This window comes from Ornithinimicrobium kibberense, assembly GCF_006519705.1.
In the GTDB taxonomy this organism is placed as follows: domain Bacteria; phylum Actinomycetota; class Actinomycetes; order Actinomycetales; family Dermatophilaceae; genus Ornithinicoccus; species Ornithinicoccus kibberensis.
In genome coordinates, this window is the sequence record NZ_VFXM01000014.1 from 76,970 (window position 1) to 95,955 (window position 18,986).

Here is an 18,986-nt window from a genome sequence, read left to right on the forward strand (position 1 = left end):
TATGACGATGACTGCTACCACCACGAACACGCGCGCCGTCACGGGCGTCCTCGGCGAGAAGCTCGGCATGACCCAGGTCTGGGACGCCGACAACCGCCTCGTGCCCGTGACGGTCGTCAAGGCCGGCCCGTGCGTCGTCACCCAGGTCCGCGACCAGCAGACCGACGGGTACGACGCCGTGCAGATCGGCTTCGGCGCCGTCGACCCCCGCAAGGTCACCCAGCCGCTGCGCGGGCACTTCGAGAAGGCCGGGGTCACCCCCCGCCGCCACCTCGTCGAGCTGCGCACCTCCGACGCGGGCGACTACCAGCTCGGCCAGGAGATCACCGTCGAGTCCTTCGAGGGTGGGCAGCGGGTCGACGTGACCGGCACCACCAAGGGCAAGGGCTTCGCCGGCGTCATGAAGCGGCACGGCTTCTCCGGCGTCAGCGCCTCCCACGGTGCCCACCGCAACCACCGCAAGCCTGGCTCGATCGGTGGCTGCGCCACCCCGGGCAAGGTCTTCAAGGGTCTGCGCATGGCCGGCCGCATGGGCGGCGTGCGCCAGACCACCCCGAACCTGACCATCCACGCCGTGGACGCCGACAAGGGTCTGCTGCTGATCAAGGGTGCCGTCCCCGGCCCCCGCGGCGGCATCGTCCTGGTCCGCACGGCCGCGAAGGGGGCGTGACCTCGATGACGACTGTCTCCATCACCAAGCCGACCGGCGGTGAGGCGGGCACCGTGGAGCTGCCCGCCGAGCTCTTCGACGTGCAGACCAACGTGCCGTTGATCCACCAGGTCGTCGTGGCCCAGCTCGCCGCCGCCCGCCAGGGCACGCACGCCACCAAGACGCGCGGCGAGGTCCGCGGCGGCGGGCGCAAGCCCTACCGCCAGAAGGGCACCGGCCGCGCCCGCCAGGGCTCGGTGCGCGCCCCGCAGTTCGCCGGCGGTGGCATCGTCCACGGCCCGCAGCCGCGCAACTACGCCCAGCGGACGCCCAAGAAGATGAAGGCCGCCGCGCTGCGCGGCGCCCTGTCCGACCGGGCCCGCCACGGACGCATCCACGTCCTGTCCGCCCTGGTGGAGGGGGAGGCCCCCTCGACCCGCGCCGCCTGGGCGGCCCTGTCGGGCCTGACCGAGCGGCCCAACCTGCTGGTGGTCATCGACCGTGCGGACGAGGTCGGGCTCAAGAGCCTGCGCAACCTCGCCGACGTGCACGTGCTCTTCGTCGACCAGCTCAACACCTACGACGTGCTGTGCGCCGACGACGTGGTCTTCACCCAGGCCGCGCTGGACGCCTACGTGTCCCGCGCCGGCACGGCCGCCCCGGCCACCGAGGAGGAGAAGTGAGCACCCCCGTGCAGAAGGACCCCCGCGACATCCTGCTGTCGCCGGTCGTCTCCGAGAAGTCCTACGCGTTGCTGGACCAGGGCAAGTACACCTTCCTGGTCGACCCGCGCGCCAACAAGTCCGAGATCAAGAAGGCCGTCGAGAACGTCTTCGGCGTCAAGGTCTCCTCGGTCCACACCCTGAACCGCCCGGGCAAGTCGCGCCGCACGCGGTTCGGCACGGGCCGCCGCAAGGACGTCAAGCGCGCGATCGTCACGCTCAAGGACGGCACCATCGACATCTTCGGCACGCTCTGAGCGCCGAGGGTCTAGAGCTAAAGGACTGCAACCCACATGGCTATCCGTAAGTACAAGCCGACGACGCCGGGCCGACGCGGTTCCAGCGTGGCGGACTTCGTCGAGGTGACCCGCACCACGCCGGAGAAGTCGCTGGTCCGCCCGCTGAGCAAGACCGGCGGCCGCAACGCCTCCGGCCGGATCACCACCCGCCACATCGGTGGTGGCCACAAGCGTGCCTACCGCGTGATCGACTTCCGCCGGGCCGACAAGGACGGCGTCAACGCCAAGGTCGCGCACATCGAGTACGACCCGAACCGCACCGCCCGCATCGCGCTGCTGCACTACACCGACGGCGAGAAGCGCTACATCATCGCGCCGAACAAGCTGCGCCAGGGCGACGTGATCGAGAACGGTCCCTCCGCCGACATCAAGCCCGGCAACAACCTGCCGCTGCGCAACATCCCGGTCGGCACCGTCGTGCACTGCATCGAGCTGCGGCCCGGTGGCGGCGCCAAGATCGCCCGGTCCGCCGGGACCCGCGTCCAGCTGGTCGCCAAGGAGGGCAAGATGGCGCAGCTGCGCATGCCCTCCGGGGAGATCCGCAACGTCGACGCGCGCTGCCGCGCCACCGTCGGCGAGGTCGGCAACGCCGAGCAGAGCAACATCAACTGGGGCAAGGCGGGCCGGATGCGGTGGAAGGGCAAGCGCCCCACCGTCCGCGGTGTCGTGATGAACCCGGTCGACCACCCGCACGGTGGTGGCGAGGGCCGGACCTCCGGCGGCCGGCACCCGGTCAGCCCGTGGGGTCAGCCCGAGGGCCGCACCCGCAAGCCCAACAAGCCCAGCGACAAGCTCATCGTGCGTCGTCGCGGCAAGAAGCGCTGAGCTAGGAGTAACGACAGATGCCTCGCAGCCTGAAGAAGGGCCCGTTCGTCGACGACCACCTCACCAAGAAGGTGGACGCCCAGAACGAGGCCGGAACCAAGAACGTCATCAAGACCTGGTCCCGCCGGTCGATGATCACCCCCGAGATGCTCGGCCACACGCTGGCCGTGCACGACGGCCGCAAGCACGTCCCGGTCTTCGTGACCGAGTCGATGGTCGGCCACAAGCTCGGCGAGTTCGCTCCGACCCGCACGTTCAAGGGTCACGAGAAGGACGACAAGAAGGGCCGCCGACGTTGAGCACCACTACCAGCGAAGGACAGACCATGGAAGCCAGGGCGCAGGCCCGGTTCGTCCGCGTGACGCCGATGAAGGCGCGCCGCGTGGTCGACCTGATCCGCGGCAAGAGCATCCCCGAGGCCGTCGCGCTCATGCGGTTCGCGCCGCAAAGCGCCAGCGACCCGGTGCTCAAGGTGCTCAACAGCGCCGTGGCCAACGCGCGGTTCGCCGCCGACCAGACGGGCACCGCCTTCGACGAGAGCGAGCTCGTGGTCTCGTCCGCGTACGTGGACGAGGGTCCGACGATGAAGCGGTTCCGGCCGCGCGCCCAGGGCCGCGCCAGCCGCATCAACAAGCGGACGAGCCACATCACCGTGATCGTCGCTCCGCGTACCCACAAGGGAGGTGCCCGCTGATGGGGCAGAAGATCAACCCGAACGGCTACCGCCTGGGCATCACGACGGACCACCGCAGCCGGTGGTTCGCCGACTCGACCAAGCCGGGTCAGCGCTACCGCGACTACGTGAAGGAGGACGTGGCCATCCGCCGCCTCCTGTCCACGGGCATGGACCGCGCCGGCATCTCCAAGGTCGAGATCGAGCGCACCCGGGACCGCGTGCGGGTCGACATCCACACCGCGCGCCCCGGCATCGTCATCGGCCGCCGCGGCGCCGAGGCCGACCGCATCCGCGGCGAGCTCGAGAAGCTCACCGGCAAGCAGGTCCAGCTGAACATCCTGGAGGTCAAGAACCCCGAGGTCGACGCCCAGCTCGTCGCCCAGGGCGTCGCCGAGCAGCTCGCTGCCCGCGTGACCTTCCGGCGCGCCATGCGCAAGGGCCTGCAGTCGTCCCTGCGCGCCGGCGCCAAGGGCATCCGGATCCAGGTCTCGGGCCGCCTCGGCGGTGCCGAGATGTCGCGCTCGGAGTTCTACCGCGAGGGCCGCGTGCCCCTGCACACCCTCCGGGCGAACATCGACTACGGCTTCTACGAGGCCAAGACGACCTTCGGCCGCATCGGCGTGAAGGTCTGGATCTACAAGGGCGACCTGACCGCCAAGGAGCTGGCCCGCGAGGAGGCCCAGGCCGAGCGCCCCCGTGGCGACCGGCGTCGGGGCGACCGTCCCGAGCGTGGCCCCCGCGGCGACCGGGGGGCCGACCGCCGTGGCGGGCGTGGCCCGCGCCGCGAGGAGACCCCAGCCGCCGAGGGCGCCCCCACCGAGGCTCCCGTCGCCGCGGCGACGGAGGCCGCCCCTGCCACCACCGAGGGAGAGCAGTCCTGATGTTGATTCCGCGTCGCGTCAAGCACCGCAAGCAGCACCACCCCAAGCGCAGCGGCATGGCCAAGGGCGGCACGACCGTCGCCTTCGGCGACTACGGCATCCAGGCCCTGGAGCCCGCCTACGTCACGAACCGGCAGATCGAGTCGGCCCGTATCGCCATGACCCGCTACATCAAGCGAGGCGGGAAGGTGTGGATCAACATCTACCCCGACCGTCCGCTGACCAAGAAGCCGGCAGAGACCCGCATGGGTTCCGGCAAGGGCTCGCCCGAGTGGTGGGTCGCCAACGTCAAGCCGGGCCGCGTCATGTTCGAGCTCTCCGGCGTCTCCGAGGAGATCGCCCGCGAGGCGCTCCGGCTGGCGATGCACAAGCTTCCCATGAAGGCCCGCTTCGTCACGCGTGAGGGTGGTGACATCTGATGGCACTCGGTTCCTCGAACCTGACCCCCGAGCAGCTCCGCGGCCTGGAGGACGGCCCGTTGGCCGACGCCCTGGCCGAGGCCAAGAAGGAGCTGTTCAACCTCCGGTTCCAGTCGGCCACCGGCCAGCTGGACAACCACGGCCGCCTGCGCGCCGTCCGTCGGGACATCGCACGGATCTACACCGAGATGCGCGAGCGTGAGCTCGGCATCGGCCGCGAGGCCGTCCAGACCGAGACCAGCGAGAAGGTGGGCTGAGGATGAGCGAGAACACCACGACCGAGGTCGAGGCCACCCCGGAGCCGACCGTCGAGGCGCACCAGCCCGACGAGAGCGCCCTGGGCCACGGCGGCGACCGCAACTACCGCAAGACCCGTCAGGGCCTGGTGGTCAGCGACAAGATGGACAAGACCGTGGTGGTCGTCGTGGAGGACCGCGTCAAGCACGCCCTCTACGGCAAGGTCATGCGTCGCAGCCACAAGGTGAAGGCGCACGACGAGGCCAACACGGCCGGCGTCGGCGACCGCGTCCTCATCATGGAGACCCGCCCGCTCAGCGCCACCAAGCGCTGGCGCGTGGTGGAGATCCTCGAGAAGGCCAAGTAAGCAACAACCGTCCACAACGTTCGGCCAGGCTCGGCCCCCCGGGGCGAGAACCAGCCGGCACCTAGGAGAACGAACAGTGATCCAGCAGGAGTCGCGACTTCGCGTCGCCGACAACACCGGTGCCAAGGAGCTCCTGTGCATCCGCGTGCTCGGTGGCTCCGGCCGCCGCTACGCAGGCATCGGGGACACCATCGTGGCCACCGTCAAGGACGCCATCCCCGGCGGCAACGTCAAGAAGGGCGACGTCGTCAAGGCGGTCGTCGTGCGCACCCGCAAGGAGCGCCGTCGGCCCGACGGCAGCTACATCCGTTTCGACGAGAACGCAGCGGTGATCCTCAAGACCGACGGTGACCCTCGGGGCACCCGCATCTTCGGCCCGGTGGGCCGCGAGCTGCGTGACAAGAAGTTCATGAAGATCGTCTCGCTCGCGCCGGAGGTGATCTGAGCCATGGCGAAGATGAAGATCAAGAAGAACGACCTCGTGCAGGTCATCGCGGGCAAGGACAAGGGCCTGCAGGGCCGCGTCATCGCCGTCAACACCGACACCGACCGGGTGCTGGTGGAAGGCGTCAACCGCATCACCAAGCACACCCGCGCCGGCGGCGACCGCGGTGTCAGCACCGGAGGGATCCAGGTCCAGGAGGCTGCCGTGCACGTGTCCAACGTCATGGTGGTCGACCCCGAGGACAAGCGTCCCACCCGTGTGCGCACCCGCGTCGAGACCGTCGAGCAGGAGGACGGTCGGACCAAGACGGTGCGCAGCCGCGTTGCGGTGCGCTCGGGTAAGGACCTGTGAGCGACATGACTGACACCATCAACGAGACCCAGGACGCGGCCCCCGAGGCCCGCCCCACGCCGCGCCTCAAGCAGCGCTACGCCGACGAGATCAAGCCGGCGCTGGTCGAGGAGTTCGGCTACGGCAACGTCATGCAGGTGCCCGGCCTGGTCAAGATCACCGTGAACATGGGCGTCGGCGAGGCGGCCCGCGACAGCAAGCTGATCGAGGGCGCCATCCGCGACCTGGCCACCATCACCGGGCAGAAGCCCTCGGTGACCAAGGCCCGCCGGTCCATCGCGCAGTTCAAGCTGCGCGAGGGCATGCCGATCGGCGCGCACGTCACGCTGCGCGGCGACCGCATGTGGGAGTTCCTCGACCGGCTGCTGTCCCTGGCGCTGCCGCGCATCCGCGACTTCCGCGGGCTCTCGCCCAAGCAGTTCGACGGTCGCGGCAACTACACCTTCGGTCTGACGGAGCAGTCCATGTTCCACGAGATCGACCAGGACAGGATCGACCGGGTCCGCGGCATGGACATCACGGTCGTGACCACCGCCACCACCGACGACGAGGGCCGGGCGCTGCTGAAGCGGCTGGGCTTCCCGTTCAAGGAGAACTGACCATGGCGAAGACCGCACTCGTCAACAAGGCCAACCGCAAGCCGAAGTTCAAGGTCCGCGCCTACAGCCGCTGCCAGCGGTGCGGCCGGCCCCACTCGGTCTACCGCAAGTTCGGCCTGTGCCGGATCTGCCTGCGCGAGATGGCGCACGCCGGCGAGCTGCCCGGCGTGACCAAGTCGAGCTGGTGACCGTCGGCAGCGCTGACGCACGGCATACCCGAAACCTCATCACGCACCACCTGGAACATCGAAGGTCGCCCGACCGGCTCCGCCGGCCGTGGGGAAACCGCGATGAGAAAGGGCCTGAAGCCCCATGACCATGACCGACCCGATCGCGGACATGCTGACCCGGATCCGGAACGCCAACTCGGCGCACAAGGACCAGGTCCGCATGCCGTACTCCAAGCTCAAGTCCAACATCGCCGACATCCTCAAGGCCGAGGGCTACATCGCCTCCTGGTCCGAGCAGGAGGCCGAGGTTGGCAGCACGCTCGTCATCGACCTGAAGTACGGGCCGAACCGTGAGCGTTCCATCGCCGGCGTCCGCCGGGTGTCCAAGCCGGGCCTGCGCGTGTACGCCAAGTCCACCAACCTGCCTCGTGTCCTCGGCGGCCTGGGCGTGGCGATCATCTCCACGTCCTCCGGTCTGCTGACGGACCGGCAGGCGGCCCAGAAGGGCGTGGGTGGGGAAGTCCTCGCCTACGTCTGGTGAGCAGGGAAGGAGCTCCACAGACATGTCTCGTATCGGACGACTCCCCGTCACCATCCCCTCGGGTGTGGACGTGACCATCGACGGGTCCACCGTCATCGTCAAGGGCCCCAAGGGCCAGCTGGCGCTCGACGTGGTCGAGCCCATCTCCGTGGCCAAGGCCGAGGACGGGGCCCTCCAGGTCTCCCGTCCCGACGACGAGCGCGACTCGCGCTCCCGTCACGGCCTGACGCGCAGCCTCATCGCCAACATGGTCGAGGGTGTGACCAACGGCTACACCAAGAAGCTCGAGATCCACGGCACCGGTTACCGCGTGACCGCCAAGGGCAGCGACCTGGAGTTCGCCCTCGGTTACTCGCACCCGATCCTGATCAAGGCCCCGGAGGGGATCACCTTCGCGGTCGAGAACCCCACCCGGTTCTCGGTCACGGGCATCGACAAGCAGCAGGTCGGCGAGGTCGCTGCGAACATCCGCAAGCTGCGCAGGCCGGACCCCTACAAGGGCAAGGGCGTGCGCTACGAGGGTGAGCACATCCGCCGCAAGGTCGGAAAGGCTGGTAAGTAAGCCATGGCACAGATCGTCAAGCGTTCCAAGACCAAGCTCGCGGCGCGCAACCGTCGCCACGTGCGCCTGCGCAAGCGGGTCACCGGCACCGCCGAGCGCCCCCGCCTGGTCGTCAACCGGTCCTCGCGCCACGTCTTCGTCCAGCTGGTCGACGACACCGCGAGCCGCACGCTGGCCTCCGCCTCGACGATGGAGGCCGACCTGCGCGCGCTCGAGGGTGACAAGACCGCCAAGGCCCGGCGCGTGGGCGAGCTGCTCGCCGAGCGTGCCAAGGCGGCCGGCGTGGACTCCGCGGTCTTCGACCGCGGCGGCAACCGGTATGCCGGTCGCGTCGCCGCGATCGCCGACGGCGCCCGCGAGTCCGGCCTGTCCCTGTGACCACCCCGACGAACGGAAAGAGGAACAACCATGGCTGGTGACTTCCAGCGCCGCGGCACCGGCGACAGCAACACCGCCGGCGACGCCCGCGACAACCGTCGGGGCGGCAACCGCGACAACCGCAGCACCGGACGCGACCGCGACTCGCGGCGCTCCGGGGGCCGTGACGACGACCGCAACCAGTACCTGGAGCGGGTCGTCACCATCAACCGCGTGGCCAAGGTCGTCAAGGGCGGCCGTCGGTTCAGCTTCACCGCGCTCGTCGTGGTGGGTGACGGCGACGGATCCGTCGGTGTCGGCTACGGCAAGGCCAAGGAGGTGCCCGCGGCGATCGCCAAGGGCGTGGAGGAGGCGAAGAAGAACTTCTTCCGCGTCCCCCGCATCGGCGGCACCATCCCGCACCCGGTCCAGGGCGAGGCCGCCGCAGGCGTGGTCATGCTCCGGCCGGCCAGCCCCGGTACCGGTGTCATCGCCGGTGGTCCGGTGCGTGCGGTCCTGGAGTGCGCGGGCATCCACGACGTGCTGAGCAAGTCGCTCGGCTCGGACAACTCGATCAACATCGTGCACGCCACCGTGGCCGCCCTCAAGGGGCTGGAGCAGCCGGAGGCCGTGGCCGCCCGACGGGGCAAGTCCGTCGAGGACGTGGCTCCCGCGGCCATGCTCCGTGCTCGCGCCGCCGCGCGTGCCGAGCAGAAGGCAGGTGCGTGATGGCACGTCTGAAGGTGACCCAGACCAAGTCGACGGTGGGCACCAAGCACATGCACCGGGAGACGGTTCGGAGCCTCGGCCTGAAGCGCATCGGTGACACCGTCATCAAGGAGGACCGCCCCGAGTTCCGCGGGATGGTCCGCACGGTCGCCCACCTGGTGACCGTCGAGGAGGTTGACTGACCATGGCTGACAGCACGAAGCCCACCGAGGGTGGCGCCGCGCTGAAGGTCCACCACCTGCGCCCCGCCCCGGGGGCCCGCACCGCCCGCACCCGCGTGGGGCGTGGCGAGGCGTCCAAGGGCAAGAGCGCCGGTCGTGGCACCAAGGGCACCAAGGCCCGCTACCAGGTGCCCGAGACCTTCGAGGGTGGCCAGACCCCCATGCACATGCGGCTGCCGAAGCTGCGCGGGTTCAAGAACCCGTTCAAGACGACCTTCCAGGTCGTCAACGTCGCCGACATCGCGGCGCTGTTCCCCCAGGGCGGGACCGTGACCGTCGAGGACCTCGTGGCCCGCGGTGCGGTCCGCAAGAACCAGCCGGTCAAGGTGCTGGGGGAGGGCGAGATCGACGTGAAGGTCGACGTCACCGCCACCCGGTTCAGCTCCTCGGCCAGGGCGAAGATCGAGGCCGCCGGCGGCAGCGCCACCGAGGCCTGAGCCTTTCCCCGCGGGGAACCGCGGGGCGACCTCGCTCGCCCCGCCCCCCACACGTCGGGCCCCGGGTCGCTGTCAGCGGCCCGGGGCCCGACGCGTTCGGCGGGCCGGGCGCCCCGGTCCGGCCGTTCCCACCCCCAGCGCCGGGTGTTATCGTCGTCGGCGATCACGCCCGCACCCGGCGCCAGTCCGCCCCCGGGCACGACGTGCCCCGGGGACCACAGGAGGACCCTCCCTATGCTCTCCGCCTTCGTGCGTGCGTTCCGGACCCCGGACCTGCGCACCAAGCTGCTCTTCACGCTCGCGATCATGGCGATCTACCGCCTGGGAACGCACATCCCCAGCCCGGGCATCGACTACGGCCTGGTCCAGCAGTGCCAGCAGAACGCGACGGCCGCGGGCAGCGTGCTCGGCATGGCCAACCTCTTCTCCGGCGGCGCGATGATGCAGCTGTCCATCTTCGCGCTGGGCATCATGCCCTACATCACGGCCGCCATCATCACCCAGCTGCTGACCGTGGTCATCCCCCGCTTCGAGGAGCTGAAGAAGGAGGGGCAGGCCGGGCAGACGAAGATGACGCAGTACACCCGCTACCTGACGATCGGGCTGGCGGTGCTGCAGGCCTCCACGCTGGTGGTGATCGCCCGCGACCCGGCCCGGCTGTTCGGCGGCACCTGCACCACGGTGATGCCCGACGACAGCATCCCGGTGCTGGTCCTCATGGTGCTGACGATGACCGCCGGCACCGGCCTGATCATGTGGCTGGCCGAGCTGATCACCGAGAAGGGGGTCGGCAACGGGATGTCCCTGCTGATCTTCGTCTCGATCGCGGCGACCTTCCCCTCCTCGCTGTCGGTCATCTACCAGAAGTCGGTGACGACCTTCGTGCTCGTCATGCTCATGGGGCTGGCCATCATCACCGCCGTCGTCTACGTCGAGCAGTGCCAGCGCCGGATCCCGGTGCAGTACGCCAAGCGGATGATCGGCCGCCGCCAGTACGGCGGCACCTCGACCTACATCCCGCTCAAGCTCAACATGGCCAACGTCATCCCGATCATCTTCGCCAGCTCGATCCTCATGCTGCCGCAGCTGGCCGGGAACTTCGCCCGTCCCACGGACCCGGCCCAGCAGGCGCCCGAGTGGGTGACCTTCGTGGACCGCTACCTGTCCATGGGGATGACCGGTCAGGGCACGCACTGGGTGTACATGCTGCTCTACGTGGCGATGATCATCTTCTTCACGTTCTTCTACGTCGGCGTCACCTTCAACCCGACCGAGGTGGCGGACAACATGAAGCGCTACGGCGGGTTCATCCCGGGCATCCGTGCGGGCCGGCCCACGGCCGAGTACCTTGAGTACGTGATCAACCGGATCACCACCCCGGGTGCCCTCTACCTGGCGGGGCTGTCCCTCATCCCGCTGATCGCGTTCAACGCGCTCCAGGTGGCGGACTTCCCGCTGGGCGGCGCCTCGATCCTCATCATCGTGGGTGTCGGTCTGCAGACGGTCAAGCAGATCGAGTCCCAGCTCCAGCAGCACGACTACGAAGGGTTCCTCCGCTGATGCGTCTGATCATGCTCGGTCCTCCCGGTGCCGGCAAGGGCACCCAGGCCGCCCTGGTGTCCGCCGCCCACGGCGTCCCGGCCATCTCGACCGGCGACATCTTCCGCGCCAACATCAAGAACGAGACGCCGCTGGGGCTGCAGGTCAAGGAGATCACGGCCTCCGGCGGCTACGTCCCGGACGAGATCACCAACGCCATCGTGCGGGACCGCCTCGCCGAGCCCGACGCCGCCCAGGGGTTCCTCCTGGACGGGTACCCGCGCACGACCGGCCAGGTCGAGGCCCTGGACGCGATGCTGGCCGAGCAGGGCACCGCCCTGGACGCCGTGGTCGAGCTGACCGTGGACACCGACGAGGTGGTCGGGCGGCTGCTGGCGCGGGCTCAGGAGCAGGGCAGGGCCGACGACACCGAGGACGTCATCCGGGAACGGATGCGGATCTACGCCGAGGAGACCGCCCCGCTGGCGGCCGTCTACCGCGACCGGGGGCTGCTCCAGGTGGTCGACGGCATGGGGACCGTCGAGGAGGTCACCGCGCGGATCGAGGCGGTCCTGCCCTCCTCGGCCGGCCGGTCCTGACCCGCGGCGCTCCCGATGTCGCTCTTCCGTCGTCGTTCCTCCATCGAGGCCAAGACGCCCGACCAGCTGCGCGCCATGCGTCGCGCCGGGCTGGTCGTGGCCGACACCCTCGCCCTCGTCCGAGGACGTGCGGCCGCCGGGGTCAGCACCGGCGAGCTCGACGCCGCCGCGGAGGAGCTCATCCGCTCCGCCGGCGCCCAGCCCAGCTTCCTCGGCTACCACGGCTTCACGGGGAGCCTGTGCACGTCGGTCAACGACGAGGTCGTGCATGGGATCCCGGGGACGCGGGTCCTTCAGGAGGGTGACCTGCTCTCGGTCGACTGCGGCGCGATCGTCGACGGGTGGCACGGCGACGCCGCGATCACCCTCGTCGTCGGTGGACGGGACCGGGGGCGGCCCGAGGACCTCGCCCTCATGGACGACACCGAGGACGCCCTGTGGGACGGGATCGCGGCCCTGCGCGCCGGCGGCCGGCTGTACGCCGTCGGAGACGCCGTGGAGGCGGCCGTCGAGTCGGCCCTCCCGCGGCGCGCCGATCAGGGGGTGTCCGCCTACGGGATCCTCGAGGACTACGTCGGCCACGGGATCGGCCGGCAGATGCACATGGACCCCCACGTCCCGAACTACGCCGTGACCTCGACCGGCCCCACCGTGCCCTCCGGAGCCACGTTCGCCGTCGAGCCGATGGTCACGCTCGGCACGATCGAGACCCGCACGCTGGACGACGACTGGACGGTCGTCACCACCGACGGGTCCAGGGCCGCGCACTGGGAGCACACGGTGGCCGTCACCGACGCCGGGCTGTGGGTGCTGACCGCGCACGACGGCGGAGAGGAGCAGCTGCGCGCCCGCGGGGCCCCCTTCGCCCCGCTCGCGGACTGACCGCCCTGCCCGTCCGCCAGGCGGATTGGCCTTCCCTTGCCCGGTTCCCGTACGATGGTGCGTCGGCCCGGACTGGGTCGACGCAGTGCAGTCACGCGAAAAGTGGAGGACATGGCGAAGAAGGACGGCGTCATCGAGATCGAGGGCACGGTAGTCGAAGCCCTTCCGAACGCGAACTTCCGGGTGGAGCTGACCAACGGACACGTTGTGCTGGCCCACATCTCCGGAAAGATGCGTCAGCACTACATCCGGATCCTCCCCGAGGACCGGGTCGTGGTGGAGCTCAGCCCGTACGACCTCACCCGTGGACGCATCGTCTTCCGCTACCGCTGACGTCCCGGGCCCTGCCGGTCACGGCAGGGACGGGCCCCGCTGCACCCGCACCACATCCACCACCCGAAGATCCGAAAGCAGGCAGGCCATGAAGGTTCAGCCGAGCGTGAAGAAGATCTGCGACAAGTGCAAGGTGATCCGCCGCCACGGCCGGGTCATGGTGATCTGCGACAACCTGCGCCACAAGCAGCGCCAGGGCTGAGCAGAGCACGACCGCACGGCTCGCAGGGCTTCCCGCCACGTCGAGAAGAGCGACACAACTTCATACCGAAGCAGCAAGCAGCACCCGACCCCCGTCGACACGGGACGTCACCCCCGGCCGCGAGAGCCGGGGACCGCGGGCTCCGGCCCAGTTCAGAGGATGCGGACCGGTGCTGCGCCAGACTCTCGCACGATTCCTAGGAGCATCTGCCACATGGCACGACTCATCGGTGTCGACCTCCCGCGCGACAAGCGCGTCGAGGTCGCCCTCACGTACATCTTCGGCGTGGGTCGCACCCGCGCCGACCAGACGCTGGCGGCCGCGGGTGTGGACCCGTCGACCCGCGTCAAGGACCTGACGGAGGAGCAGCTGGTCGCTCTGCGTGACCACCTCGAGGGCGCCTACCGCCTCGAGGGCGACCTGCGCCGTGAGGTGGCCGCCGACATCCGCCGCAAGGTGGAGATCGGCAGCTACCAGGGGATGCGGCACCGCCGCGGCCTCCCGGTGCACGGTCAGCGCACGAAGACCAACGCGCGGACCCGTAAGGGCCCCAAGCGCACCGTCGCCGGCAAGAAGAAGGCCGGCAAGTAACCGGTCGGGGGCCCCGTCCCCGACTGCCCCCGCTGGGGCTGCGCCCCGGACCCCGTGTCCGGCCCGTTCGCCCCACGCCTAGAGAACAGCTTCCTCGTCAGGAGAGACAATGCCCCCCAAGAGCCGTCAGGCCGGCGCGCGCAAGGTGCGCCGCAAGGAGAAGAAGAACGTCGCCGTCGGGCACGCCCACATCAAGAGCACGTTCAGCAACACCATCATCACCATCACCGACCCCACCGGGGCCGTCATCGCCTGGTCCTCCTCGGGCCAGGTCGGCTTCAAGGGATCGCGCAAGTCGACCCCCTACGCCGCGCAGATGGCTGCCGAGGCCGCCGCCCGTCGTGCGATGGAGCACGGCATGCGCAAGGTGGACGTCTTCGTCAAGGGTCCGGGCTCGGGCCGCGAGACGGCCATCCGTTCGCTGACCGCCGCCGGCCTGGAGGTCGGGACGATCAACGACGTGACGCCCCAGGCGCACAACGGCGTCCGCCCGCCCAAGAAGCGCCGCAACTGAGCCCCGGAAGGATCTAGGTAAACAGACATGGCCCGTTACACCGGACCCATCACCAAGAAGTCCCGCCGGCTCAAGGTCGACCTCGTCGGCGGCGACAAGAACTTCGACCTGCGTCCCTTCCCCCCGGGGCAGCACGGCCGCCGCCGGTCGCAGGAGAAGGAGTACCTGACCCAGCTGCAGGAGAAGCAGAAGGCCCGCTTCACCTACGGCGTCATGGAGAAGCAGTTCCGTCGGTACTACGAGGAGGCCGCGCGCCGCCCCGGCAAGACCGGTGCCAACCTGCTCGTCATCCTCGAGTCCCGCCTCGACAACGTGGTCTACCGCGCCGGTCTGGCCCGCACCCGTCGTGCGGCCCGCCAGCTGGTGACCCACGGCCACTTCATGGTCAACGGCCGCCGGGTGGACGTCCCGTCCTACCGCGTCGAGAAGTACGACATCATCGAGGTCCGCCCGCAGTCGGTGGAGACCTTCCCCTTCCAGCTGGCGCGCGAGACCTACGGCGACCGCCCGGTCCCGGCCTGGATGAAGGTGCTGCCCGGCTCGCTGACGATCCTCATCCACCAGCTGCCCACCCGTGAGCAGATCGACACGATCCTCACCGAGCAGCTGATCGTCGAGCTCTACTCGAAGAACTGATCCCCGGGGGCCCGCCCCCGGGACACCTGAGCGGGCAGGTATGGCGTCCCTCGTCATACCTGCCCCCTCGCCGTCGGGACCACGGACCGAGGCGGTCCCGACAGCCGGCCCTTCGGGCCGGCGGACTCACGAGGCGTCATATAGCGGTCGCCCGTGGAAAGGACATGAACAGTGCTCATCGCACAGCGCCCCATCCTCTCCGAGGAGGTCGTCACCGACTCCCGCTCCCGGTTCTCCATCGAGCCGCTCGAGCCCGGGTTCGGCTACACCCTCGGCAACTCCCTGCGCCGGACCCTGCTCTCGAGCATCCCGGGCGCCTCGCTGACCAGCATCCGGATCGACGGCGTGCTGCACGAGTTCTCCACGATCCCCGGGGTCAAGGAGGACGTCACCGAGATCATCCTCAACCTCAAGCGCCTGGTCGTCTCCAGCGAGCACGACGAGCCGGTCGTGATGTACCTGCGCAAGCAGGGCGCCGGCGCGGTCACCGCCGCCGACATCGCCCCGCCCGCCGGGGTCGAGGTGCACAACCCCGACCTGCACCTGGCCACGCTCAACGAGTCCGGCACGATCGAGATCGAGATGACCGTCGAGCGCGGTCGTGGCTACGTCTCGGCCCAGCAGAACAAGTCCGGCGAGCAGGAGATCGGCCGGATCCCGGTCGACTCGATCTACTCCCCGGTCCTGGCCGTGACCTACAAGGTCGAGGCCACCCGTGTCGAGCAGCGCACCGACTTCGACCGCCTCGTGGTCGACGTCGAGACCAAGAGCTCGATCAGCCCCCGCGACGCCATGGCCTCGGCCGGCAAGACCCTGGTGGAGCTCTTCGGCCTGGCCCGTGAGCTCAACACCGAGGCCGAGGGCGTGGAGATCGGTCCCTCCGCCGGGGACGGCGCGCTGGCGTCCGACCTGGCGCTGCCGATCGAGGAGCTGGACCTGACCGTCCGCTCCTACAACTGCCTCAAGCGCGAGGGCATCCACTCGGTGGGCGAGCTCGTCGGCCGCAGCGAGGCGGACCTGCTGGACATCCGCAACTTCGGCGCCAAGTCCATCGACGAGGTCAAGGACAAGCTGGCCGAGATGGGCCTGGCGCTCAAGGACAGCCCGCCCGGGTTCGAGGGTGCGAGCTCCTACGAGGACGGGTCCTACGACGACGACGGCGACGCCGCCTTCGTCGAGGACGAGCAGTACTGATACCGAATTTTTCACCCCAGGAGTCATTCTCATGCCTGCACCCAAGAAGGGCCCGCGCCTCGGCGGCGGAGCCGCCCACGAGCGCCTCATGCTGTCGAACCTGGCGACCGCCCTGTTCGAGCACGACCGGATCACCACCACCGAGCCCAAGGCACGCCGCCTCCGGCCGCTGGCCGAGCGCCTGGTGACCTTCGCCAAGCGCGGTGACCTGCACAACCGCCGCAAGGTCCTGAGCACCATCCGGGACAAGGGGGTCGTGCACCGCCTGTTCACCGAGATCGCCCCGGACATGGCCGACCGCGAGGGCGGTTACACCCGGATCACCAAGATCGCCCCCCGCAAGGGCGACAACGCTCCGATGGCCGTGATCGAGCTGGTCCGGGAGCCCGTCGCCCGCAAGGCGGTCGTGACCCAGGCCGAGGGCGCCACCAAGCGGTCCGCCAAGGACCGCAAGGCCGCCGAGGCCGACGCTGCGGCGATCACCGACGCCGAGCTGGCGGCGGAGGAGCCCACCACCGACGACGCCGCCGAGGTCGAGCAGACCCAGGCCGAGGTGGAGGCCGCGGACAGCGCCGCCGAGCAGGGCGCGGACGTCGCCGCGGCCGGTGAGGTCGCCGAGGTGAGCGAGAACGAGACGGCCGACGACACCACCGAGGCCGCCATGGTCTCCGGCGGCGCCGACGACGCCGAGGAGCCCGCCGCCGACGCGACCGAGGAGGACGACACCTCCAAGTGAGGTCCGTCCCCTCCCCGCGCTGACGCGCGACCTCGAGGCCGCCCATCCCGATCCGGGGTGGGCGGCCTTCGTCGTCCCGAGGAGAAGGGCAGGGCAGGATGGGACGCGTGCGCATCAGGATCGATCTGGCCTACGACGGGACGGACTTCTCCGGCTGGGCCCGTCAGCCCGGTCGCCGGACGGTCGAGGACGAGCTCGGTCGGGCCCTGGCCACCGTGCTGCGCGCTCCCGACGTCCGGCTGACCGTAGGGGGACGCACGGACGCCGGGGTGCACGCGCGCGGGTCCGTCTGCCACCTGGACGTGGATCCCCACGCGTGGGCGGCGGTCCCGGGGCGGTCGGGACGGACGCCGTCGGAGGCCCTGGTGAGCAGGCTCCGTGGGGTGCTTCCCCCCGATGTCGTCGTCCGGCGGGCGGCGGAGGTGCCGGCGGTGTTCGACGCGCGTTTCTCCGCGACGGGGCGCCGGTACACCTACCGGATCTGCGACGACCCGCCGCGTCTGGACCCCCTGAGGCGGCGGGACACCGTGGTCTGGCGACGACCGTTGGACGTCGACGCGATGGCCGCGGCGGCCGAGACGCTCGTGGGGCTGCACGACTTCGCCGCCTACTGCCGGCCGCGCGAGGGGGCGAGCACGGTCCGCCAGCTGCAGTCCTTCGACTGGACGCGCGAGGCCGACGGGACGGTCCGGGCCACCCTCGTGGCGGACGCCTTCTGCCACAGCATGGTCCGGGCCCTCGTCGGGGGCCTGGTCCCGGTGGGGGAGGGGCGGCGGTCAGGGGCCTGGCCGCGCGAGGTGCTGGACGGCCGGGTGCGCGACCCGGGCGTGCAGGTGATGCCCGCCCACGGGCTGTGCCTGGAGCAGATCGACTACCCGTCCACCCGGGAGGGGCTGGAGTCCCGTGCCGACGAGGCCCGGGCCCTGCGGGGACCGGTCCACCGGCCGGGAGGCGACGCACGCTAGGTTGGGGGCCATGCTGGCTGCCTACGTCGACGCCATCAACGCCGAGGACCCCCTGAGCGGGCTCGTGGTGGGGGACCGGCCCGAGCCGGAGGCCCGACCCGGGTGGACGGTGCTCGGCGTCGTCGCCGCGGGCCTGAACCACCACGACCTGTGGTCGCTCAAGGGCGTGGGCCTGCCGGCGGACCGGCTGCCGATGACCCTGGGGTGCGACGCCGTGGCGGACCACCCCGAGGACGGGCCGGTCGTGGTGCTGCCGGTGATCTCCGGGACCCCCGGCTGGACCGGGGACATCACCCTCGACCCGCGCCGGACCCTGCTCTCGGAGCTGCACCAGGGGACGCTGGCCGAGCAGGTGGCCGTCCCCGACGGAAGCTGGGCCCCCATGCCGGCCCACCTGTCACCCGTCGAGGCGGCGGCGTTGTCCACGGCCTGGCTCACGGCCTACCGCATGCTCTTCCGCAACGCCGGGGTCCGTCCGGGGGACACCGTGCTGGTCCAGGGGGCCGGGGGCGCGGTGGCGACCGCGCTCGTCCAGCTCGGGTCCGCCGCCGGCCTGACCGTGTGGGTGACCAGCAGGGACGAGGAGAAGGGCAGGGCGGCCGTCGAGCTCGGCGCCGCACGTGCCTTCGAGAGCGGGGAGCGGCTGCCGCAGCGGGTGGACGCCGTCCTCGAGAGCGTCGGCGCCGCGACGTGGTCGCACTCGATCAACGCGCTCCGGCCGGGCGGCACCGTGGTGATCTGCGGTGCGACCTCAGGCGATGCGCCTGAGAAGGCCGAGCTGACGAAGATCTTCTTCAAGCAGCTCCGTGTGGTGGGGTCGACCATGGGCACCCTGGACGAGCTCCGTGGGCTGTGCCGCTTCGTGGAGACGGCCGGACTGCGCCCGGCGGTGGACAGCACGTATCCGTTGGAGCGCACCGCCGACGCGCTCGCGCACCTCGCCTCGGGGGACGTCCGCGGGAAGGTCGGCATCACGGTGCGCGCAGGGTCCTGAGCTGCCGGCCACCGGCCGAGGGGGCGGCCCACGAGGGCGGCTGACCTGCGGGAACGCCCGTCCGGGACCGATCCTCGTCCCCGCCGACCTGCGCTCCCGCTCCGGGTCCGCAGGTCCGATTTGGACCTGGCCGCCCGGTCTGTGTAATGTATCCCCTCGCCGCACCGCGCAAGCGGAGCGGCGGACCAGCCCCCTGGTCGCCCCCCACCTCATCTCGTCCGCAGAGCGGATTTGGAGGCGGAGCGCGGATCGGGTACGCTGGAGAGGTTGCCCCGGATGAGGCTTGCACGGTTGTGTGGGTTTCTGGTGGTGTG

General features: G+C 70.4%; 32 protein-coding genes. All 32 read left to right on the forward strand.

Annotated elements, in window-relative coordinates:
* The first annotated feature begins 1 nt into the window (after window position 1).
* The 32 genes from rplC (at window position 2) to FJR00_RS12855 (ending at window position 18,672) form a co-directional block, all read left to right on the forward strand.
* Window positions 2–670: a 50S ribosomal protein L3 gene (rplC, locus tag FJR00_RS12700; RefSeq protein WP_141339051.1), complete on the forward strand. Its 669-nt coding sequence runs from the start codon at window positions 2–4 to the stop codon at window positions 668–670.
* Between the two features lie 5 nt (window positions 671–675).
* Complete coding sequence (gene rplD / locus FJR00_RS12705; protein ID WP_075956956.1) at window positions 676–1,332, forward strand: 50S ribosomal protein L4; 657 nt, start codon at window positions 676–678, stop codon at window positions 1,330–1,332.
* Window positions 1,329–1,628, forward strand: coding sequence for a 50S ribosomal protein L23 (rplW, locus tag FJR00_RS12710; protein WP_075956902.1), 300 nt, complete (start codon window positions 1,329–1,331; stop codon window positions 1,626–1,628). The genes rplD and rplW overlap by 4 nt, the downstream gene beginning before the upstream one ends.
* Before the next feature lie 36 nt (window positions 1,629–1,664).
* Window positions 1,665–2,495 carry a 50S ribosomal protein L2 gene (rplB, locus tag FJR00_RS12715; protein ID WP_075956901.1) on the forward strand — a complete coding sequence of 277 codons (831 nt, stop codon included), beginning with the start codon at window positions 1,665–1,667 and terminating at the stop codon, window positions 2,493–2,495.
* A gap of 17 nt (window positions 2,496–2,512) precedes the next feature.
* A complete protein-coding gene (rpsS, locus tag FJR00_RS12720; protein WP_075956900.1) occupies window positions 2,513–2,794 on the forward strand; it encodes a 30S ribosomal protein S19 in 282 nt (93 codons plus the stop codon).
* Window positions 2,795–2,820: 26 nt separating this feature from the next.
* A complete protein-coding gene (gene rplV / locus FJR00_RS12725) occupies window positions 2,821–3,189 on the forward strand; it encodes a 50S ribosomal protein L22 (RefSeq protein ID WP_075956899.1) in 369 nt (122 codons plus the stop codon).
* Complete coding sequence (gene rpsC / locus FJR00_RS12730) at window positions 3,189–4,052, forward strand: 30S ribosomal protein S3 (RefSeq protein WP_141339052.1); 864 nt, start codon at window positions 3,189–3,191, stop codon at window positions 4,050–4,052. The genes rplV and rpsC overlap by 1 nt, the downstream gene beginning before the upstream one ends.
* The gene (gene rplP, locus FJR00_RS12735) at window positions 4,052–4,471 is read left to right on the forward strand and encodes a 50S ribosomal protein L16 (protein ID WP_141339053.1); all 420 of its coding nucleotides are present in this window, start codon (window positions 4,052–4,054) and stop codon (window positions 4,469–4,471) included. Before rpsC ends, rplP begins: the two co-directional genes overlap by 1 nt.
* Window positions 4,471–4,728 carry a 50S ribosomal protein L29 gene (gene rpmC, locus FJR00_RS12740; RefSeq protein WP_075956898.1) on the forward strand — a complete coding sequence of 86 codons (258 nt, stop codon included), beginning with the start codon at window positions 4,471–4,473 and terminating at the stop codon, window positions 4,726–4,728. The genes rplP and rpmC overlap by 1 nt, the downstream gene beginning before the upstream one ends.
* Window positions 4,729–4,730: 2 nt before the next feature.
* Entirely contained in the window at window positions 4,731–5,075 is a 345-nt protein-coding gene (gene rpsQ / locus FJR00_RS16555) for a 30S ribosomal protein S17 (protein WP_269087294.1), read from the forward strand.
* Window positions 5,076–5,151: 76 nt separating this feature from the next.
* Window positions 5,152–5,520 carry a 50S ribosomal protein L14 gene (rplN, locus tag FJR00_RS12750; RefSeq protein WP_075956897.1) on the forward strand — a complete coding sequence of 123 codons (369 nt, stop codon included), beginning with the start codon at window positions 5,152–5,154 and terminating at the stop codon, window positions 5,518–5,520.
* 3 nt (window positions 5,521–5,523) lie between these two features.
* Window positions 5,524–5,871 carry a 50S ribosomal protein L24 gene (gene rplX / locus FJR00_RS12755; protein ID WP_075956896.1) on the forward strand — a complete coding sequence of 116 codons (348 nt, stop codon included), beginning with the start codon at window positions 5,524–5,526 and terminating at the stop codon, window positions 5,869–5,871.
* Between the two features lie 5 nt (window positions 5,872–5,876).
* Window positions 5,877–6,470, forward strand: a complete 594-nt coding sequence (rplE, locus tag FJR00_RS12760; RefSeq protein ID WP_075956954.1) for a 50S ribosomal protein L5 — start codon at window positions 5,877–5,879, stop codon at window positions 6,468–6,470.
* Between the two features lie 2 nt (window positions 6,471–6,472).
* Window positions 6,473–6,658 carry a type Z 30S ribosomal protein S14 gene (locus tag FJR00_RS12765; RefSeq protein WP_075956895.1) on the forward strand — a complete coding sequence of 62 codons (186 nt, stop codon included), beginning with the start codon at window positions 6,473–6,475 and terminating at the stop codon, window positions 6,656–6,658.
* 124 nt (window positions 6,659–6,782) lie between these two features.
* Entirely contained in the window at window positions 6,783–7,181 is a 399-nt protein-coding gene (rpsH, locus tag FJR00_RS12770; RefSeq protein ID WP_075956894.1) for a 30S ribosomal protein S8, read from the forward strand.
* Window positions 7,182–7,203: 22 nt separating this feature from the next.
* Window positions 7,204–7,743, forward strand: coding sequence for a 50S ribosomal protein L6 (gene rplF / locus FJR00_RS12775; protein WP_141339054.1), 540 nt, complete (start codon window positions 7,204–7,206; stop codon window positions 7,741–7,743).
* A 3-nt stretch (window positions 7,744–7,746) separates the two neighbouring features.
* Complete coding sequence (gene rplR, locus FJR00_RS12780) at window positions 7,747–8,121, forward strand: 50S ribosomal protein L18 (protein ID WP_141339055.1); 375 nt, start codon at window positions 7,747–7,749, stop codon at window positions 8,119–8,121.
* A 30-nt stretch (window positions 8,122–8,151) separates the two neighbouring features.
* The gene (gene rpsE / locus FJR00_RS12785; protein WP_075956891.1) at window positions 8,152–8,829 is read left to right on the forward strand and encodes a 30S ribosomal protein S5; all 678 of its coding nucleotides are present in this window, start codon (window positions 8,152–8,154) and stop codon (window positions 8,827–8,829) included.
* Complete coding sequence (gene rpmD / locus FJR00_RS12790) at window positions 8,829–9,011, forward strand: 50S ribosomal protein L30 (protein ID WP_141339071.1); 183 nt, start codon at window positions 8,829–8,831, stop codon at window positions 9,009–9,011. Before rpsE ends, rpmD begins: the two co-directional genes overlap by 1 nt.
* A 2-nt stretch (window positions 9,012–9,013) precedes the next feature.
* Complete coding sequence (gene rplO / locus FJR00_RS12795; RefSeq protein WP_141339056.1) at window positions 9,014–9,487, forward strand: 50S ribosomal protein L15; 474 nt, start codon at window positions 9,014–9,016, stop codon at window positions 9,485–9,487.
* A 234-nt stretch (window positions 9,488–9,721) separates the two neighbouring features.
* Entirely contained in the window at window positions 9,722–11,047 is a 1,326-nt protein-coding gene (gene secY / locus FJR00_RS12800; protein WP_075956889.1) for a preprotein translocase subunit SecY, read from the forward strand.
* Window positions 11,047–11,625: an adenylate kinase gene (locus FJR00_RS12805; protein ID WP_141339057.1), complete on the forward strand. Its 579-nt coding sequence runs from the start codon at window positions 11,047–11,049 to the stop codon at window positions 11,623–11,625. Before secY ends, FJR00_RS12805 begins: the two co-directional genes overlap by 1 nt.
* Window positions 11,626–11,640: 15 nt before the next feature.
* Window positions 11,641–12,507 carry a type I methionyl aminopeptidase gene (gene map, locus FJR00_RS12810; protein WP_141339058.1) on the forward strand — a complete coding sequence of 289 codons (867 nt, stop codon included), beginning with the start codon at window positions 11,641–11,643 and terminating at the stop codon, window positions 12,505–12,507.
* Between the two features lie 111 nt (window positions 12,508–12,618).
* The gene (infA, locus tag FJR00_RS12815) at window positions 12,619–12,840 is read left to right on the forward strand and encodes a translation initiation factor IF-1 (RefSeq protein ID WP_022925313.1); all 222 of its coding nucleotides are present in this window, start codon (window positions 12,619–12,621) and stop codon (window positions 12,838–12,840) included.
* A gap of 88 nt (window positions 12,841–12,928) precedes the next feature.
* Window positions 12,929–13,042, forward strand: coding sequence for a 50S ribosomal protein L36 (gene rpmJ / locus FJR00_RS12820; RefSeq protein ID WP_022925314.1), 114 nt, complete (start codon window positions 12,929–12,931; stop codon window positions 13,040–13,042).
* Window positions 13,043–13,255: 213 nt separating this feature from the next.
* Window positions 13,256–13,633: a 30S ribosomal protein S13 gene (gene rpsM / locus FJR00_RS12825; RefSeq protein WP_075956886.1), complete on the forward strand. Its 378-nt coding sequence runs from the start codon at window positions 13,256–13,258 to the stop codon at window positions 13,631–13,633.
* A 109-nt stretch (window positions 13,634–13,742) separates the two neighbouring features.
* The gene (rpsK, locus tag FJR00_RS12830) at window positions 13,743–14,147 is read left to right on the forward strand and encodes a 30S ribosomal protein S11 (protein ID WP_075956885.1); all 405 of its coding nucleotides are present in this window, start codon (window positions 13,743–13,745) and stop codon (window positions 14,145–14,147) included.
* 27 nt (window positions 14,148–14,174) lie between these two features.
* A complete protein-coding gene (gene rpsD / locus FJR00_RS12835) occupies window positions 14,175–14,783 on the forward strand; it encodes a 30S ribosomal protein S4 (RefSeq protein ID WP_075956884.1) in 609 nt (202 codons plus the stop codon).
* 171 nt (window positions 14,784–14,954) lie between these two features.
* The gene (locus FJR00_RS12840; protein ID WP_075956883.1) at window positions 14,955–15,977 is read left to right on the forward strand and encodes a DNA-directed RNA polymerase subunit alpha; all 1,023 of its coding nucleotides are present in this window, start codon (window positions 14,955–14,957) and stop codon (window positions 15,975–15,977) included.
* 31 nt (window positions 15,978–16,008) lie between these two features.
* Window positions 16,009–16,713 (forward strand): 50S ribosomal protein L17, encoded by a 705-nt coding sequence (gene rplQ / locus FJR00_RS12845; RefSeq protein WP_083663916.1) that lies wholly within the window; start codon window positions 16,009–16,011, stop codon window positions 16,711–16,713.
* A 98-nt stretch (window positions 16,714–16,811) separates the two neighbouring features.
* Window positions 16,812–17,678, forward strand: a complete 867-nt coding sequence (gene truA, locus FJR00_RS12850) for a tRNA pseudouridine(38-40) synthase TruA (protein ID WP_141339059.1) — start codon at window positions 16,812–16,814, stop codon at window positions 17,676–17,678.
* Between the two features lie 10 nt (window positions 17,679–17,688).
* Window positions 17,689–18,672, forward strand: a complete 984-nt coding sequence (locus FJR00_RS12855; protein WP_141339060.1) for a zinc-binding dehydrogenase — start codon at window positions 17,689–17,691, stop codon at window positions 18,670–18,672.
* The last annotated feature ends 314 nt before the right edge of the window (window positions 18,673–18,986 follow it).